This window comes from Streptomyces sp. DT224 (genome assembly GCF_049844595.1).
Lineage (GTDB): Bacteria > Actinomycetota > Actinomycetes > Streptomycetales > Streptomycetaceae > Streptomyces.
The window spans coordinates 695,862-710,384 of the sequence record NZ_JBNCLI010000002.1 but is presented as its reverse complement, the minus strand read 5'-3'; the positions used below and the strand labels follow the sequence as shown (position 1 = coordinate 710,384).

General features: G+C 70.5%; 16 protein-coding genes and 2 pseudogenes. 5 read left to right on the top strand and 13 right to left on the bottom strand.

The window, feature by feature from the left end:
* The first annotated feature begins 39 nt into the window (after nucleotides 1-39).
* From ACLQ2N_RS06915 to ACLQ2N_RS06895, 5 genes and pseudogenes are all read left to right on the top strand, one after another.
* The gene (locus ACLQ2N_RS06915; protein ID WP_425810095.1) at nucleotides 40-717 is read left to right on the top strand and encodes an AIM24 family protein; all 678 of its coding nucleotides are present in this window, start codon (nucleotides 40-42) and stop codon (nucleotides 715-717) included.
* 65 nt (nucleotides 718-782) lie between these two features.
* A pseudogene (locus ACLQ2N_RS06910) lies at nucleotides 783-1,090 on the top strand (ATP-binding cassette domain-containing protein); the annotation flags it as partial.
* 163 nt (nucleotides 1,091-1,253) lie between these two features.
* Nucleotides 1,254-1,814, top strand: a pseudogene (locus ACLQ2N_RS06905) (ABC transporter ATP-binding protein); the annotation flags it as partial.
* Complete coding sequence (locus tag ACLQ2N_RS06900) at nucleotides 1,811-2,482, top strand: ABC transporter (protein WP_425810093.1); 672 nt, start codon at nucleotides 1,811-1,813, stop codon at nucleotides 2,480-2,482. The pseudogene ACLQ2N_RS06905 and the gene ACLQ2N_RS06900, both read left to right, overlap by 4 nt.
* A 14-nt stretch (nucleotides 2,483-2,496) precedes the next feature.
* A complete protein-coding gene (locus tag ACLQ2N_RS06895; protein WP_425810091.1) occupies nucleotides 2,497-2,685 on the top strand; it encodes a hypothetical protein in 189 nt (62 codons plus the stop codon).
* A 6-nt stretch (nucleotides 2,686-2,691) separates the two neighbouring features.
* Here the strand turns inward: ACLQ2N_RS06895 and ACLQ2N_RS06890 are convergent, their stop codons facing one another.
* From ACLQ2N_RS06890 to ACLQ2N_RS06830, 13 genes are all read right to left on the bottom strand, one after another.
* Nucleotides 2,692-3,381 (bottom strand): polysaccharide deacetylase family protein, encoded by a 690-nt coding sequence (locus tag ACLQ2N_RS06890; RefSeq protein WP_425810235.1) that lies wholly within the window; start codon nucleotides 3,379-3,381, stop codon nucleotides 2,692-2,694.
* A 190-nt stretch (nucleotides 3,382-3,571) separates the two neighbouring features.
* Nucleotides 3,572-4,999 carry a DUF6177 family protein gene (locus tag ACLQ2N_RS06885; protein ID WP_425810089.1) on the bottom strand — a complete coding sequence of 476 codons (1,428 nt, stop codon included), beginning with the start codon at nucleotides 4,997-4,999 and terminating at the stop codon, nucleotides 3,572-3,574.
* 36 nt (nucleotides 5,000-5,035) lie between these two features.
* Nucleotides 5,036-5,215 (bottom strand): hypothetical protein, encoded by a 180-nt coding sequence (locus tag ACLQ2N_RS06880; protein ID WP_425810087.1) that lies wholly within the window; start codon nucleotides 5,213-5,215, stop codon nucleotides 5,036-5,038.
* Between the two features lie 60 nt (nucleotides 5,216-5,275).
* Nucleotides 5,276-6,904, bottom strand: a complete 1,629-nt coding sequence (locus tag ACLQ2N_RS06875; RefSeq protein ID WP_425810233.1) for an IS200/IS605 family accessory protein TnpB-related protein — start codon at nucleotides 6,902-6,904, stop codon at nucleotides 5,276-5,278.
* A 256-nt stretch (nucleotides 6,905-7,160) separates the two neighbouring features.
* The gene (locus ACLQ2N_RS06870; protein WP_425810085.1) at nucleotides 7,161-7,817 is read right to left on the bottom strand and encodes a pentapeptide repeat-containing protein; all 657 of its coding nucleotides are present in this window, start codon (nucleotides 7,815-7,817) and stop codon (nucleotides 7,161-7,163) included.
* A gap of 86 nt (nucleotides 7,818-7,903) precedes the next feature.
* On the bottom strand, nucleotides 7,904-8,050 hold the full coding sequence (locus tag ACLQ2N_RS06865) for a hypothetical protein (RefSeq protein WP_406283015.1): 147 nt from the start codon (nucleotides 8,048-8,050) through the stop codon (nucleotides 7,904-7,906).
* A 155-nt stretch (nucleotides 8,051-8,205) separates the two neighbouring features.
* Complete coding sequence (locus tag ACLQ2N_RS06860) at nucleotides 8,206-8,505, bottom strand: pentapeptide repeat-containing protein (protein ID WP_425810083.1); 300 nt, start codon at nucleotides 8,503-8,505, stop codon at nucleotides 8,206-8,208.
* A complete protein-coding gene (locus tag ACLQ2N_RS06855; RefSeq protein WP_425810081.1) occupies nucleotides 8,436-8,870 on the bottom strand; it encodes a pentapeptide repeat-containing protein in 435 nt (144 codons plus the stop codon). The genes ACLQ2N_RS06860 and ACLQ2N_RS06855 overlap by 70 nt, the downstream gene beginning before the upstream one ends.
* A complete protein-coding gene (locus ACLQ2N_RS06850; protein WP_425810079.1) occupies nucleotides 8,867-9,643 on the bottom strand; it encodes a hypothetical protein in 777 nt (258 codons plus the stop codon). Before ACLQ2N_RS06850 ends, ACLQ2N_RS06855 begins: the two co-directional genes overlap by 4 nt.
* Nucleotides 9,644-9,675: 32 nt before the next feature.
* On the bottom strand, nucleotides 9,676-11,871 hold the full coding sequence (locus tag ACLQ2N_RS06845; protein WP_425810077.1) for a hypothetical protein: 2,196 nt from the start codon (nucleotides 11,869-11,871) through the stop codon (nucleotides 9,676-9,678).
* Nucleotides 11,868-12,257, bottom strand: a complete 390-nt coding sequence (locus ACLQ2N_RS06840) for a DUF6507 family protein (RefSeq protein WP_425810075.1) — start codon at nucleotides 12,255-12,257, stop codon at nucleotides 11,868-11,870. Before ACLQ2N_RS06840 ends, ACLQ2N_RS06845 begins: the two co-directional genes overlap by 4 nt.
* 172 nt (nucleotides 12,258-12,429) lie before the next feature.
* The gene (locus ACLQ2N_RS06835) at nucleotides 12,430-13,806 is read right to left on the bottom strand and encodes an alkaline phosphatase PhoX (RefSeq protein WP_425810073.1); all 1,377 of its coding nucleotides are present in this window, start codon (nucleotides 13,804-13,806) and stop codon (nucleotides 12,430-12,432) included.
* A 211-nt stretch (nucleotides 13,807-14,017) separates the two neighbouring features.
* Nucleotides 14,018-14,443 carry an OsmC family protein gene (locus tag ACLQ2N_RS06830; RefSeq protein ID WP_425810071.1) on the bottom strand — a complete coding sequence of 142 codons (426 nt, stop codon included), beginning with the start codon at nucleotides 14,441-14,443 and terminating at the stop codon, nucleotides 14,018-14,020.
* Between the last annotated feature and the right edge of the window lie 80 nt (nucleotides 14,444-14,523).

The window sequence follows — 14,523 nt, the reverse complement described above, 5'->3', positions numbered from 1 at the left end:
TTCTTGGCGGAATGGAAGGCTCCGGGCGAGGATGCCGCCATGAAGAGCGATCTCTTTTCCAGTGAGCACATGGCGGAGCAGGCGACCGCCCCCGGGATGACCCTGCAGAACGCCAAGTCCATCAAGTACGCGGTCAACGGGGAGATGCACGCCCGCCAGGGATCGATGGTCGCCTTCCGAGGGAACCTCCAGTTCGAGCACAAGAGCCAGGGCATCGGCGGCCTCCTCAAGCGGGCGGTCACCGGCGAGGGGCTCCCGCTGATGGCCGTGCGCGGCCAGGGCGAGGCGTGGTTCGCGCACGAGGCCGCGAACTGCTTCATCGTGGAGATGGAGCAGGGTGACGCCCTCACCCTCAACGGCCGCAACGTGCTGTGCTTCGACGCGACGCTCTCGTACGAGATAAAGACCGTGAAGGGCGCCGGAATGACCGGCGGCGGCCTCTTCAACAGCGTCTTCACCGGGTACGGCAAGCTGGGCCTGATGTGTGACGGGTATCCCATCGTCATCCCCGTCACCCCGCAGCAGCCGGTGTTCGTGGACACGGACGCCGTCGTCGGCTGGAGCGCCCAGCTGAACACCTCGCTGCACCGCTCGCAGAGCCTCGGCTCGATGATCCGGGGCGGTTCGGGCGAGGCCGTCCAACTCCGCCTGGACGGGCAGGGTTTCGTGATCGTACGGCCCAGCGAGCTGAAGCCCGAGAAGGCGTCGTCCCACTGAGCACCGGTACGGAGGTCCTGCGGCTGCGGGAAGCCGGCCGGCGGTACGGGCTCACCGGCCCCTGGGTGCTGCGCGGGGTCGACCTGGTCCTGCCCGCGCCCGCCCTCGTCCGCGTCGAGGGCGCCAACGGCACCGGCAAGTCGACCCTGTTGCGGCTGCTGGCCCGGATCGACGCCCCCTCCGAGGGCCGGATCACGGGCCGGCCGCGCACGGCGTACGTCCCCGAGCGGTTCCCGGCGGCCCTGCCGTTCACGGCCGCCGGATATCTCGTCCACCTCGGCCGCGTCCACGGGCTGCGCGCCCCGGAGGCGGCCGCCCGGGCGGACCGCTGGCTGACCAGGTTCGGCGCCGCCGCGCACGCCCGGACGCCCCCGGGCCTGTCCGGCGGATCATGGCCGGGGTCGCGGCGTCTGGGCACAGCACCTCGCCGCGTTGCCGAAACGCCCGAATAGCTCCGCTATTAGGCCGCTCCGGCGCCTTGCGATGTACCGCACCAGACGCCGCGCCCTACCCGACCCTGATCCGCCGGACAGGCCCTCGCCGAACTCTCCAAGGGCACCAGCCAGAAGGTCGCCGTCGCCCAGGCGCTCCTCGCCGAACCGGAACTCCTGGTCCTGGACGAGGCGTGGACCGGCCTGGACACCGAGGCGCGTGACGTGCTGGACCGTGCCGTGGCGGAACGCGTCGCCGCCGGGGCGACGGTGGTCTACGTCGACCACGACCCGCGCCGGCTGGCGGGTTCGGTCGACGCGGCGTACCGGGTGGAGGGGCTGGGCCTGACCGCCGCCCCGCTCGCGCCCGCCGAGCCCCGCGTGCGAATCGAGGCGACCGCCCCGCCGGGGACCTCGCTCCCGGCCGGACTGCCCGGGGCTCCCGCGTACACCCTGGCCGACGGAACGGCCCGCCTCACGGTCCCGGCGACGCACTCCGACGCCCTGCTCGGGGCCCTGCTGTCGGCCCGGCCGCCGTGGCACATCGGGCGGGTGGAGCCGGTGCGGGGGCCGGGCGCGGACGGTGGCGAGGCGGGCGGCGCCGGCCCCGTACCGGAATCCGCGCCGCACCGCTCACCCTCCCCGGACGGGGACCCCGCGCCATGACCTCGCTCATCCGCTACCAGGCCGCCCTGCTCGTACGGTCCCAGCGCTGGCTGGCCCCGGTGCTGCTCTACCTGGCCTTCCTCGCTGTCGGCATCCGCTCCGGGCAGCCCGTCCTGGACTCGCTCGGCTACACCGCCGCCGGGATGCTCCCGGTCACCGCCTGGCTGGTGCGCGTCTGCGTCACCCAGGAGCCTTCCGCCGCCCGGGCGGTCGTCGCGGCGGCGGTCGGCGGGCAGCCGAAGGCCCATCTGGCGGCCCTGCTCACCGCGCTGGGCGGCGCCGTGCTCCTCGGCACCGCCGCCACCGCCGTGGTCCTGGCGATCAGCGACCCGGCCAGTACGGACCACTCGGTGCGGGTGCCCCTGCCGCCCGCCGGGGCCGCCGGACTCCTCGCCACCGCGTGCTGCGTGCTGCTGGGCGCGGCGGCCGGGGCGCTGTGCGGCCGACCGGTGCTGCACGGGCGCGGGTGGTCGATCGCGGCGACGGCGCTCGTGGCGCTGCTGGCTCTGGTCACCGCCGGATCGCCCGCGAAGTACGCGGTGACGGGCCTGGTCACCGGCTCGCTGACCGGCACGGTCCACGTACCGGTGCTCCCGCTGCTCGGGGCCGCCGCCGTGGCGGCCGCCGTGTTCGCGCTCGTCTGCCGGCTCACTTCGGTACGGGGCTGAGTAGGCTCGTACGTATGACTGAGGAATCGGGGCCCTACTGCGAGACGCCGCCCGCCGAGTCGCCGGAGCGGGCCGAGGGGCCGCCGTACGCCGAGTGCGTGCTGTGCCGGAAGCCGACCGAATACGCGGAGTCGGTCAAGGGCATCACGCTGTGCCCGGTGTGCGAGTGGCAGGAGGCCCAGCGCACGGCCTGCTCCGGCTGAGGCGCTTCATCCGGCCATCAGCTCGGACACCCGGACGAAGCGGTAGCCGCGCTTCCGCAGCTCCGGCACGACCTGGCGGACCGCCTCGGCGGTGACCGGTGCCGCGCTGCGGGTGCAGTGCATGACGACGAGCGAACCGGACCGCACCCCGTCGAGCACCTGCTCGGCGACCGCGTCCGCGTCCGTCGCGAAGGCGTCGCCGCTGACGACGTCCCACTGCACGGCGGTCACCTTCTCCGGCCCGAGGGCGCGCAGCGTGTCGTCGTCGTAACAGCCGCCGGGGAAGCGGAAGTACGGCACGACGTTGCGGGCGCCGGTCGCCCGGATCGCCCGGAAGGCCCGCTGGACCTCCTTGCGCACCGCACCTTTTTCGACCGTCGGCAGCCCGTAGCAGGGCGGGGTGAAGGCGTAGTGGCTGTAGGAGTGGTTGCCGATCTCGAAGAGGGGATCGGTGCCGATGGAACGCGCCTGGTCCGGATACTCCTTGGCCCAGCGCCCGGTCATGAACACGGTCGCGGGCACCTTCAGGCGGCGCAGCAGGGCGATCAGTTCCGGGTTGTCGAAGCGCTCACCGGCCGCCGCGCGCGGTCCCTCGTCGGCCGTCATGTCGGCGTCGAAGCTCAGGGCGACGACCTTCGCGGCGTGCTGCGCCCCGCGCGTGAAGACGGGGGTCAGCCCGCCGGGACCGGGGGCCATGACGGGGGGCTTCTCGGCGGGCTTCTCCGCGGCGGGGGAGGCGGCCGGTCGTTCGACGGCTGCACGGGGCCCGGCCTGGCCGCAGCCGACGAGCACCGCACCCAGCACACCCAAAACGGCCGCCCTGTGCGCAAATCTGATCACTTCCGGACGCTAACCGATCGGCCAGAGGCCGCACGGGGCTGGCGCGCTAGACCGGCGGCGCCCCACGCAGATGGCGCATCAGCTGTTCCAGGGCCGCCCAGCTCTCGGCGGTCTCGCCGTCGCCGAGCGGGTAGTAGTAGCCCGGCCGGCCCCCGGGACCCAGCCGCACCGGCGCCTCCTTGAGCGGGGTCCGGGAGGCGGTGTCGCGCCCCACCTCGGCCACCTCGGCGGAGCCGAGCGTGAAGGAGTACGGGAGCGGGGGGCGTTCGAAGCGGGGCGGGGCGTTCAGGTCGCGGCGGCCCTCGGCCAGCTGGCAGAGCATGGTCCGCAGCCCGTGCCGGGTCACGAGCTCGTCGGCGAGCCCCGGCAGCGCGTCCAGGGCCGGCGGCTCGTCGGGGCCGTAGCCGAGGACGAGCGTGATGTCCTCCTCCACCCCGTCCGGGGTGCGGTTCACCTGCAGGGTGGCGACGGCGGGGCGGTCCGGGTCGCCCACGGCCACCAGCCAGGTCGGCCGGGGCGCCCGCTCGTACGCCAGATCGGTCAGCCGCCGCCGCGACCAGGTGAGCCCGGCCGGCTCCGAGGTCCCCCAGCCGGCCGGGGGCGCGCCGGTCAGCGCCTCCCAGGCGGCTTCCAGGGCGCCGCCGAGCACGAGGTCGGCGGTGGGCCGGTGCACGGTCCTGAGCGACACGACGAGCTGCCGCTCACCGGTGGGCTCCGCCTCGGTGAACGCCTCGGCGACCGGGGTCTGCCCGTCCTCGCGCCGGTCCGGTGCGAACGCGTCGTCCTGCCAGCGGAGTACGGCGCCGGTCAGCCCGTCGTAGTAGCCGCAGCGCTCGTCCTGGACGACCCAGCGCGAGGAGGTGGACTGGAGCAGCAGCCGCGTCGGCAGGGAGAGCGTGCAGTGGGGCGGGGTGACGATCTGGAGCGACCGCTCGCTCTCCACGGTGGCCCGCAGCGCCTCCGTCAGCCAGCTCGTCATGGGGACGACCGGGCGGTCCTGGATGACGACGGCCGCCTTCTCGGTGAGCATGTCGACGGCGGGCTGCGCGGCGGCGGGGGAGGGCACGGCCGTGATGCCCGAGACGTCGAGGGGGCTGGCGGCGCCGGTGGTGCCGGGGGCGTCGGCCGGCCAGACCCTGCCGCCGAGCAGCAGCGTGAGCCGCGCGGCGAAGGCCCCGGCCAGCTCCTCGGCCCGGTCCACCCCGGCGGCGGCCCGCGCCTCGACCCACCACCAGGGCCCGTCCCCCTCCGGCGCGGCGTCCGCCCCGAGCAGCCGCACGGCCTCCCCGGGCACCTGGATCAACAGGGGCACCTCCACGGACACGAGCGGCCGCCCCTCGGCGTCGCACAACTGCACGACGGCCCCGTCCCCGGTGGTCCCCACCCGCAGATCGGGCCCGCCGGCGAGCAACCCGGCCAGCACAGCGAGCGAGTCGGGCATGCGCTTGGTGAGTGCGACGACGTCCTGGGTCATGCGGGGTCCTTCGGTGAGGTGGATCGGGGGATCTGGCTAGCCCGGGGGCATCGGCTGTTCCGGCGCCTTGTTGAACAGGTAGGCGTACATGTCCCGGAGATAGGCGTCCAGTGTCTCCTTGTCGGGGAACTCGATGTCGGTCAGGTCCTCGTATGCGGCGGGCCCGAAACCCTTGTCCGACATGATCTGCTCGAATCCCGTCCGGATCAGGTCCACGTAGGAATCCTTGAAGCTCAGCAGGGTGCGCCGCAGGTGGCCGGTGTTCTCGTACCGTTCCTATTCAGTGAGCAGGAGTGGGTCTTGGACCCATTCCTGTTCGCTGCGGACATCCCGAACGGTTTTGGGTGTCCTGGTTGCCCGCGTTCTCGTCGCGTCCGGTTGCGCGGATCGTGTCCGTGGTCCGGGGATGCGGGGGCGGGTTTCCTCGCGCCTTGGGGCACCTGGTGCGGCCTGGACGGTCCGATGCCTCGCACGATCACTCCGGTCGTGTGAGGGCGGTGTCGTCCGACGCCGGATCGGGTGTCCGAGGGCGCGTCGCCCGATCGCGATACCGGCGGCATCGTGACGGGACATTCTGCGGTGCGGGGTGGTCAGTGGCTTCTGCCAGTGCTGAGCACCCCACCGTGAGGTGTAGGCGGGGTCGACCGCGATGATCGCGAGACCGTGTTCGGCCGCCATGGAGACGAGCCGGGCCTTGAATTTGCCGGTGGGCATACCGGAGATCAGCTGCCGGAAACGCTTCCGGCGGCCATGCTTCTCCCGCGTCTTCTCAGCACCGAAGTCGAGATCCTCGATGGCGATCGCCGTGACACCGGACCGGGCGGCCCAGTGCAGGAGGCGGGTGAGGGCATGGCGGACCTGTGCGTCACGATGTGCGGCCGTTCCGCCCAGGTCGTACGGAAAGCGGTGGGGTTCGCCGACCGGGTTGCCGCGGGGGTCCAGGCGGTAGGCGGCGAAGTGATCGGCGTTGGTGTCCACACCGATCACACCCCCGGCCCTCGCAGCTTCCAACGGTACGGTCTGTACGACTGGTTTCTGCCAGGACGCGGTCAGGTACCAGCGGTCCCGGCCGGTGTCGTAATGGATGCGATAGGCCACAGCACGGTCCGCCTCAATACGGTCGGCCCACTCCCCACCCCGGTGCGCGAAGGCGACCGTGGAGGCGAGGGTGTAGCGGCCATGCGCGGAGTTGGCGAGGTGGGCCAAGGGGGCGGGGAGCTTGATACTGACCCGGCCCTCCGGGGTGACGCGGATCGTTTCGTTGCCGTACCGCTTGCCCGACTCACCGTCCGCCGCCAGGAACCACCGCTCCGCCTCCCAGCGTTCACGCCACTCCTCCTCCGTCAGCCCGGCCTCGGCCAAGTGATGGCGGGTGTTCAACAGGCGCTTCCCGCCGCGCACCACCCGCACCCGCCCCGCCCGCCAGTCCGCGACAGCAGCAGCAAGCCGGTCCTCCAGGGTCTTCAGACGGCGGGACTTGTGGAACCACTCACCCCTGGACCGGTAACCACCCGCCGCCCGCTTCGTCCCCTTGGCCCCGACCGGAAGCGACAAGCGATGCTTGAGCGTCTGGATCCCGGCCTCAAGGGTGCGAATGTGCGCGACCAGCCCCCGCCGGGCCAACGCCCACTGATCATGCGACGCCTTCGTGATCGCCCCAGCGATCCGCGACGACGACAACCCCGTCAACCCACGCTTGCGCACAGCCCACGACTCAGCGCTGTGTTCCAGACCATCCGCACACCGCACCTTCAGATCCCGCGACGCCAGCCCACCCTGATGGGCGCCGACGGCCCGCAACACCTGCTCGTCCTGTTCGGTGAGGTGCTTGAGACGGTCCCGCACCGCCACCCCGGACGGCCCAGCCACCACGAACGACGCCGCCACCGCCCGCACACCACCCACCACCACACCCCCACCCACAACCGGCACACCCCGCCACCCGCAACAACGAGCAACCCCCCACAAGGTCACCCATTCGACCCCAGAACTCATATCCCCCCACGCACACCCACCCCACCCCGCTCACCCCCAAGCACCACAACAACTCACTCATGCGCACTCAGCCCACAGCAGTTCAGAACCCCCGCTCAAGGTCCAGGTACACCCGGAAGAAGTTCCTGACGTGCGGGTCCAACGGCTTTTCATCTCCCATTCGCACCTACTGCCCCCGTCGCTGCGGAGGGATCACTTGAACCTCGCCGCCACGCGCACTGATCCACGCCTCAAGGTCCGCGCCGCTTACTTCCCGGGAACCCTCGCCGCTGACCACCGTGACCGGCCCGAAGGCCGTGCCGGTGAGGCCGCGTACGAGCGTGGCGTCGTCCACGGTGACCTTGAACGTGTTGTGGAAGAGGACGGCGTCCGTCAGGTCCGCGCCCCGCAGGTCCACGTCGTACAGCGAGGCACCCATGATGCGCGTCCCGCGCAGGCTCGCCCCCGAGGCGTCGACATCGTGGAGCGACGCCTTGACCATGTCGGCCCCGTCGAGCCGGGCGGACCGGAGCACCGCCCGGTCGAGCTTCGCCCGGACGAGGCCGGCGCCGAACAGGTTGGCCCTGGTCAGGTCCGCCCCGGTGAGGTCCGCACGGTAGAGACACACGTTCGCGAGCTCCACGCCCGTCAGCACCGCGTCGATGAGCCACGCGCCGGGAAATTCGCCGTTCGTGAGATCGGCACCCCGGAAGTCGTGCCCCACCCCGTACAGGGCGCAACTCGTGTCATCGAGCCATTCCCTCAACTGCCGCGCCGCCGCCGGGTCGGCGGGGAACGCGGCAGGCTGCCAGGGACCCGACTCGCTGGACGGCGTCTCCGTCACTGCGAGCCTTCGAACGCCTCGCGGACTTCAGTCCGTACGCGCTCGACGCGGTCGTGTTCCTGGTCCAATCGGTCCTCCTCCTCGAACTAACCCGGGGGCATCGGCTGTTCCGGCGCATCGCCGAACAGGTAGTCGTACATGTCCCGAAGGTAGGTGTGCAGGGTCTCCCGGTCGGGGAACTCGATGTCGGTCAGCCGTTCGTAGTCGTCGGGGCCGAAGTTCTCGTCTGCCATGATCTGCTCGAACCCAGAGCGGATCAAGTCAACGTAGGAATCGCTGAAGCTCCACAACGTGGGCCTCAAGTCGCCCAGGATTTCGTATCCGCGCTCAAGGTCGAGTTGAGTTCTGAAAAAGTTTCTGAAGTCCGGGTCCGCTTGAATTGGCTCGCTCAAGGCGTACCTACTGCCGGTCGGCGCGGCGGGATCACCTGAACCTGCCCGCCGCGCGCACTGATCCAGGCTTCGAGTTCCGTACCGCCCACTTGGTGCGAGGAGCCGTCGCTGACAACGGTGACCGGGCCGAAGACCGTGCCCTGCAAGCCGCGAAGGAGCGTGGTGTCGTCCACCTTGATCTCGAAGTAGTTCTCCTCGACCACGGCATCGGACAGGTCGCTGCCCCTCATGTCGGTGTCGAGCAACTCCGCGCCGACGAAGCGTGTGCCGCGAAAACTGGCTCCCCTCGCGTCCACTCGGACAACGAGCCTCCGACCATGTCCGCTCCGTCGAGCACCGCCGACCGGAGAACGGCCTCATCCAGGTTCGCCTTCACCAGGTCCGCCGCCGTCAGGTCCGCGCGCGTCAGGTTCACCGACTGGAGATCGGCACGGTAGAGGGAAGCCCCGACGAGCCGTACAGTGACCAGCACGGCGTCGGTGAACCAGCAATGCGAGAAATCCCCACCCGAGTGGTCCGCGCCCCGGAAGTCCCGCTCCACGCCGTCGAGGGTGTATTCCTCGGAAGCGAGCCACTCACGGAGCTGCTCTGCGGCCGCAGGGTCGGCGGGGAACGCGGCCGGCTGCCACGGGACCGTCTCCAGGAAGGGCGTCTCCGTCACTGCGAGCCTTCGAATGCCTTGCGGACTCTTGTCCGGACGCGCTCGTCGCCGACCGTCGTGAGGTATTCGCCGAACTCCCGGATCTGCGGCCCCTCGGCGCGGTAGACGATGGTGACGGCGTGCTCCAGTGTGCGGGGCGAGGTGCTGACCCGTAGGACGCTCATGGCCAGGTCGACAGACAGGGGCCCGTCGACCGGGGCGACGGCGCAGGCCAGGTCGACCAGTTGGGTGGCCAGGTCGAACCGCTGCTTCTCGCCGGCGGTCAGGGCGTGCACGCCACGGCCGATGGCTTCCTTGATCTCGCCCAGCGTGGCCCTGATCGTGGTGTCGTCGATCAGCTCACCGAGGCGGTCCTCGAAGTACTGCGTGTCGGCGAGCTGCACGAGGGCGCGGAAGGCCTGGGTGCGCAGTGCGGCGGTGCCCTTCTCCTCCACCAGAAAACGGCTGCTGTCGACAGCCACCGCGAGCTGCGAGAACGTGCTGTCCACGGAGAACTTCCGGTCGATCGAGAAGTCGTACCAGGGTGTGCTCTGCGGGTCCGCCGCCGCTGCGATCACCGCCTTGTAGCCGGCCGGCTCGGCCCACGAGGTCAGCGCCAGGCACGCGAGAAAGCGGTCCTTCTCGGGCTCACCCGGATCGTTCATCAGCTCAATGAGCCCAGGCACGCGCTCGCTGTGCCGAGGGTCGTCGTACGCGGTGTCGATCACGTCGTCGAGATCTGGCGTCGGTTCGCCGTCGAAATCCCTGCCGAGCAGTTCGTCGATCTTCGTCACAGCCGGCCTTTCTTCATGTGTGGATGCTGGAGCTAGAACGGACCGGTGATGTATTCACTTGGCACAACACCCTTGATAAGCCATTCCGAGTCGCGGCGTGTGTGCATCATGTCCTTCATTCGCTGCTCGATGCGGGCCGTCTTCGTCTTGCTGAGACCGAAATCAGCCGCGATCTCGTGAATCCTCGCATAGCTTGTCTCCGGCGGAACCGTGATGTCGATCGGGTGCCCGACGATCTTGTCGGCAGCTGCCTGAATGGCCGCCTCGACTTCCTTCGGCGAATACACCTCGACGCCCTTGACCTTGCCCTTGTCGATGTCGTCGATAAGGCGGGGCAGGTCCACGCGGATGGTCTTGCCGCCGTAGTCCTTGGCGTCCGCGCCGTCCTTGCTGGTCGAGGTGTAGGGGCTGTCCGATTTTTTGGGATCGCGCCCAACGATGTGGTCGACAATCGTCGCCTTGCCGTCGGGATTGGCCGGAACGAGGTCACCGTCCTCGTTGAGGTAACTCTTGCGCTGACCCTTGTTGTTGTACTCGTCCGAGAAGTCGTTGTCCTGGCGCCGGAGATCGGGGACGTCCTCACCCGGGGCGGGACGGTACGGACCGTCGCTGGGCGGCGGCGTACCCCCGCCGTCCCCGGAACCGGGGCCACCGTGACCCGCGTCGGAGCCGGAGCCACCGCCTGAATGCGAGCCGCCGCCCCCATGACCGGCAGGCGTATGCGACCCGCCGCCCCCACCCGCCCCCGTCGGATGCTCCGTCACATGCCCGCCCGTCGACGGGGTCGTGTGGTGCGTCGTCCCCTCCGGCGAGGAGTGCGGCGGCTTCGCCGAGTTCTCGACGTGACTCGGGCCCCCCGCGCCCTCCAGCACCTTCTCGTGGTCCGGGACGCGCTCGTGCGTGTCCGGGAGCTCGTTCTTGTGCGGCTCCGGGACCGGCTCGGTGTCGGGTACGGGGTTGCCGTGCTCGTCGCGGATGACGCCGTCCTCGCCGACGACGCGCGGGTTGCCCTGGTGGTCGGTGTAGTGGAGGCCCGGGACCTCGGTCGTCGGGTGCGGGGCCGTGCCGGACGGGGCCGTACGGGCCATGTCGTCCACGCCCGCGGTGCCCGTCTTCAGGCTCTCCATCAGGTCGCCGACCTTGATCTTGGTGACGCCCGCCGCCTTGCCGAGGTAGCTCATCGGGTCCACCAGCGCGCCCGCCTTGCCCGCCACCGACGCCGCGTCCGCGACCACGCCCAGCTTGCCGGCCTTGCCGAGCTTCAGCAGGGAGCCGGAACCGATGGTCACCACGTTGAACAGCACCGTGCCGAAGGCGCGTGACGGGTCGTGGCCCCACTCGTCCCAGGCGACCAGCGACTTGCCGAAGTTGCGCAGGGCGGCCTTCTGGCGATCGGTGTCGCTGTGGTCCACCGGGCCGAACATCTTGTCCATCGCCCAGTCGTACGGCGTCATGATGTACGCGCTGATGCCGCCGAAGACGTCACCGATGCCCGACCACGTCTTCTTGAAGTTGTCCCAGTCGAAGACGTTGACCATGCTGCCGAGGCCCTTGATCGTGCCCCAGACCCCGTCGACGAAGAAGCCCTTCAGCGCACCGCCGACGTTGTCCTTCGTCCACTCCCACGCGGCCCGCAGCCCCGTGTACTCGCGCTCGTCCACCGTGCCCCACGGCGTCTCACCGGCGTCCTTGACGTCGTCCGCCTTGAAGCCGTACATGCCGGCCTTGTGCGAACCGTCGTCCACGACGAAGTGCGTCCCGCCCACCAGCGCAGTGATCTTGTTGGCCGCGTCGCGTTCGGCGCCCTGGAAGGCCACCCACGTGGTGCCGACCTCGTGGACCAGACGGGCGTTCTCGTCGATCTTGTCCTGGTCCTGCTGCCAGTCGTCGTCGTCCCGGTTCTCCGCGACGAACCTCGCCGCGTCCTCCCGGAGCCGGTTCATCCGGGCCACCAGCGGCCGCGCCGTCGTCGCGAATCCGGAGAGCGCCCCGCTCACCGACTCCAACTTGTCCGCGAACGCGTCCGCCTTGTCGCGTACCGGAATCGTGGAGTCGAGCAACTCCTCCTGCTCCGGGGCGTCGTAGACCGGGTCCAGCGCCTGGAAGGCCGTGTGGACGTCCTTGCCCGTGGTCCGGATGTCGGAGGCGGTCGTCTTCAGCGTGGCCGCGTGCTTCTCCAGGGCTTCCAGATTGCCGGTGAAGAAGGGGATCTTCGCCAGGTCGATCACTTCTTGGGACCCTTCCCCTTCAGCTCCTCCGGGGTCGGCGCCTTGGAGTACTGCTCCTGCTTGTTCTTCGCCATCTCCAGGTCGCCCGCGAGGTACGCCTCAGTGGCGAGCCGCGCCCCCGTCATGGACTTCGCCGCCCGGACCGGAAGGAACTTGAGGTCGTTGAGCGTGTGCTGCTGGAACTCCTGCAACGCCTGGGCCACCGGCCCGAACGCGCCTCCGGCCGGGATCTCGGAGCCGCCCAGCACCATCGTGCCCGCCGAGGTCGCCGACCCCACCAGCCCGTCGTTGTAGGACGTGAACTCCTTCTCGAACTCCCCGCCCACCTCAGCGGTCTTCCTCAGCACCCGACGAACGCCGTTCGGGTCGATGTCCCACTTGGTCACGGTGCCACCCCCGTCAAGAATCGCTTCCACTGGGCGTCCGGGCACCGGCGCGCCGAAGCGCGGGCGCACCGAAGCGCACCCCGCCATCCTGCACCGGCACACCCGGTGGATCAAACCCCATGTTGCCGGATGCAAAGACGCGGCGGGGTGCGCCGCGGTTCCGCTCAGTCCGTCAGTGCCAGGGGCCCGTGACCGCGAAGGTCGTGCCCGGCGTGTAGACGTTCACGTACATTGTCCCGTAATCCGGTGCGAACGTGACGCCCGCGAACTCGCCCCACTCCGGCTCCTCGGGCGTCCCGATGTTCTGCCGGCCGCGTGCCATCGGGTACACCTCGCCGCGCCGGGTCAGGCCGAACACGTGCTGGGCGCCGCCGCCGTCCTCACAGACCATCAGGCCGCCGCCGGGGGCCAGGGTGATGTTGTCGGGGGACTCGCCGGGAAGCCGGAGGTCGGTGTCCGGGCCGAAGACGACGACCAGGGTCAGCCGGCGCCGGTGCGGGTCGTAGCGCCAGACCTGCCCGTAGTGGTCCGCAGCCGAGCCCTCCGCGCTGTGCGCGAAGCTGGAGACGAAGTAGACGCACGAACCGCCCCAGTAGCAGCCCTCCAGCTTCTGGCCGTGCGTGATGCCCTTCCGGCCGAAGTCCTGGAGACGGATGGGGGTTTCGACGGCCCGCGGGTCCGGTACGGGCACCCACTCGACGCCGTCGAACACCGTCCCGGTCTCCTGGACGGCCGAGAGGTCGGGCACCCCCGGCACCCGCATGGCCTCCAGCCGGCCGCCCGCGCGCAGCGAACCCGTACCGCCCAGCGGCTTCTCCGGCAGGAAGCGGTAGAACAGCCCGAACGGTTTCTCGAACGCGTCCTCCGTCTCGTAGACCGTCCCGTCGCGCGGGTCGACCGCGATCGCCTCGTGCTGGAAGCGGCCCATCGCCGTCAACGGCACGGCGCCGGTGCGGCGCGGATCGGCGCCGTCCACCTCGAAGATGTAGCCGTGGTCCTTGGTGTAGCCGTTGGTGCCGGCCTTGTCCTCGGTCTCCTCGCAGGTCAGCCAGGTGTTCCACGGGGTGCGCCCGCCCGCGCAGTTCACCGCCGTACCGGCGATGGCGACGCGCTCGGACAGCACGCGGTTGTGGCCGTCCAGCTCCAGGGCCGTACAGCCGCCCTTGCCCATCGGGTCGTACGTCAGCCCCTCGACCACCGGCACCGGAATCGCGGCGTTCACCCGGTTCTCGTGATTGCGGACCAGCCGGACGTGCCCTCCCCGGGCCTTGAACGCGGCCATTCCGTCGCAGTGGCTGGGCACCTGCCCCTCGCCGGAGCGGAGCCGGTCGCCCTCCCGGGACAGCACCCGGTAGTGGAAGCCTTTCGGCAGGTCGAGCAGGCCGTCCGGGTCCGGCACCAGCGGGCCGTAACCCTCGTGACCGCGTGCGGCGGAGGTGCCCGCGAAGAGTTCGGTGAACGCCCCGGTGAAGGCGATCGAGACGGCGGCGGCGCCGCCCGCTGCAAGAACGTTCCGCCGGGTGGCGGTGGGGCGGGGTGCGACTGACATGAGCGACTCCCTGCTGGGGGGACAGGTGGCATGGCTTCGTCAAGAGCAGCCCTGCCCATCCGAGGCCACTGGTGAACGTTGTCATGCCGCCTTTACGGACCGGGGCCGACGCTCCGGGAAGCGGCTTCGCGTGGGCCGGAAGGTGAACACGCCCGGTGCGCGAACAGCTGTGTCCCCGGGCAGGCGGCCCGGGGACACAGGAGGGGAGAGGTCAGACGAGCGACGCGCTCAGCGTGATCGTCGTGCCCGAAAGCGCCTGGCTGACCGGGCAGTTGGCCTTCGCGTCCTCGGCCGCCTTGACGAAGGCCGCCTCGTCGAGACCCGGCACCTCGCCGACGACGGTGAGGTGGATGCCGGTGATGCCGGTGCCCGGCTGGAAGGTGACGTCGGCCTTGGTGTCGAGCCGGGCCGGCGGGGTCCCGGCGCCGCTCAGGCCGTGCGAGAGCGCCATCGAGAAGCAGCTGGAGTGGGCCGCGGCGATCAGCTCCTCCGGGCTGGTCTTCCCGTTCGCCTGCTCGGCGCGGGACGGCCAGGAGACCGGGTAGTCACCGATCCCGGAGGAGTCGAACGTGACGACGCCCGAGCCCTCGGTCAGATTGCCTTCCCAGACCGTGTGAGCCTGACGCGTGGTAGCCATGCTGGTTCCCTTCGAACGGAATGCGCGGTTGTACGGGGACGGCGGGGCACTGCGTCGTGCGCCGCCGGTGGTACGTCCTT

Bases quoted from the DNA above. Each gene is read 5' to 3' on its own strand.
- ACLQ2N_RS06835 (WP_425810073.1), bottom strand. From the start codon at position 13,806: ATGTCAGTCGCACCCCGCCCCACCGCCACCCGGCGGAACGTTCTTGCA.
- ACLQ2N_RS06900 (WP_425810093.1), top strand. From the start codon at position 1,811: ATGACCTCGCTCATCCGCTACCAGGCCGCCCTGCTCGTACGGTCCCAG.
- ACLQ2N_RS06915 (WP_425810095.1), top strand. From the start codon at position 40: ATGAAGAGCGATCTCTTTTCCAGTGAGCACATGGCGGAGCAGGCGACC.
- ACLQ2N_RS06885 (WP_425810089.1), bottom strand. From the start codon at position 4,999: ATGACCCAGGACGTCGTCGCACTCACCAAGCGCATGCCCGACTCGCTC.
- ACLQ2N_RS06830 (WP_425810071.1), bottom strand. From the start codon at position 14,443: ATGGCTACCACGCGTCAGGCTCACACGGTCTGGGAAGGCAATCTGACC.
- ACLQ2N_RS06865 (WP_406283015.1), bottom strand. From the start codon at position 8,050: ATGGCAGACGAGAACTTCGGCCCCGACGACTACGAACGGCTGACCGAC.
- ACLQ2N_RS06895 (WP_425810091.1), top strand. From the start codon at position 2,497: ATGACTGAGGAATCGGGGCCCTACTGCGAGACGCCGCCCGCCGAGTCG.
- ACLQ2N_RS06890 (WP_425810235.1), bottom strand. From the start codon at position 3,381: ATGGCCCCCGGTCCCGGCGGGCTGACCCCCGTCTTCACGCGCGGGGCG.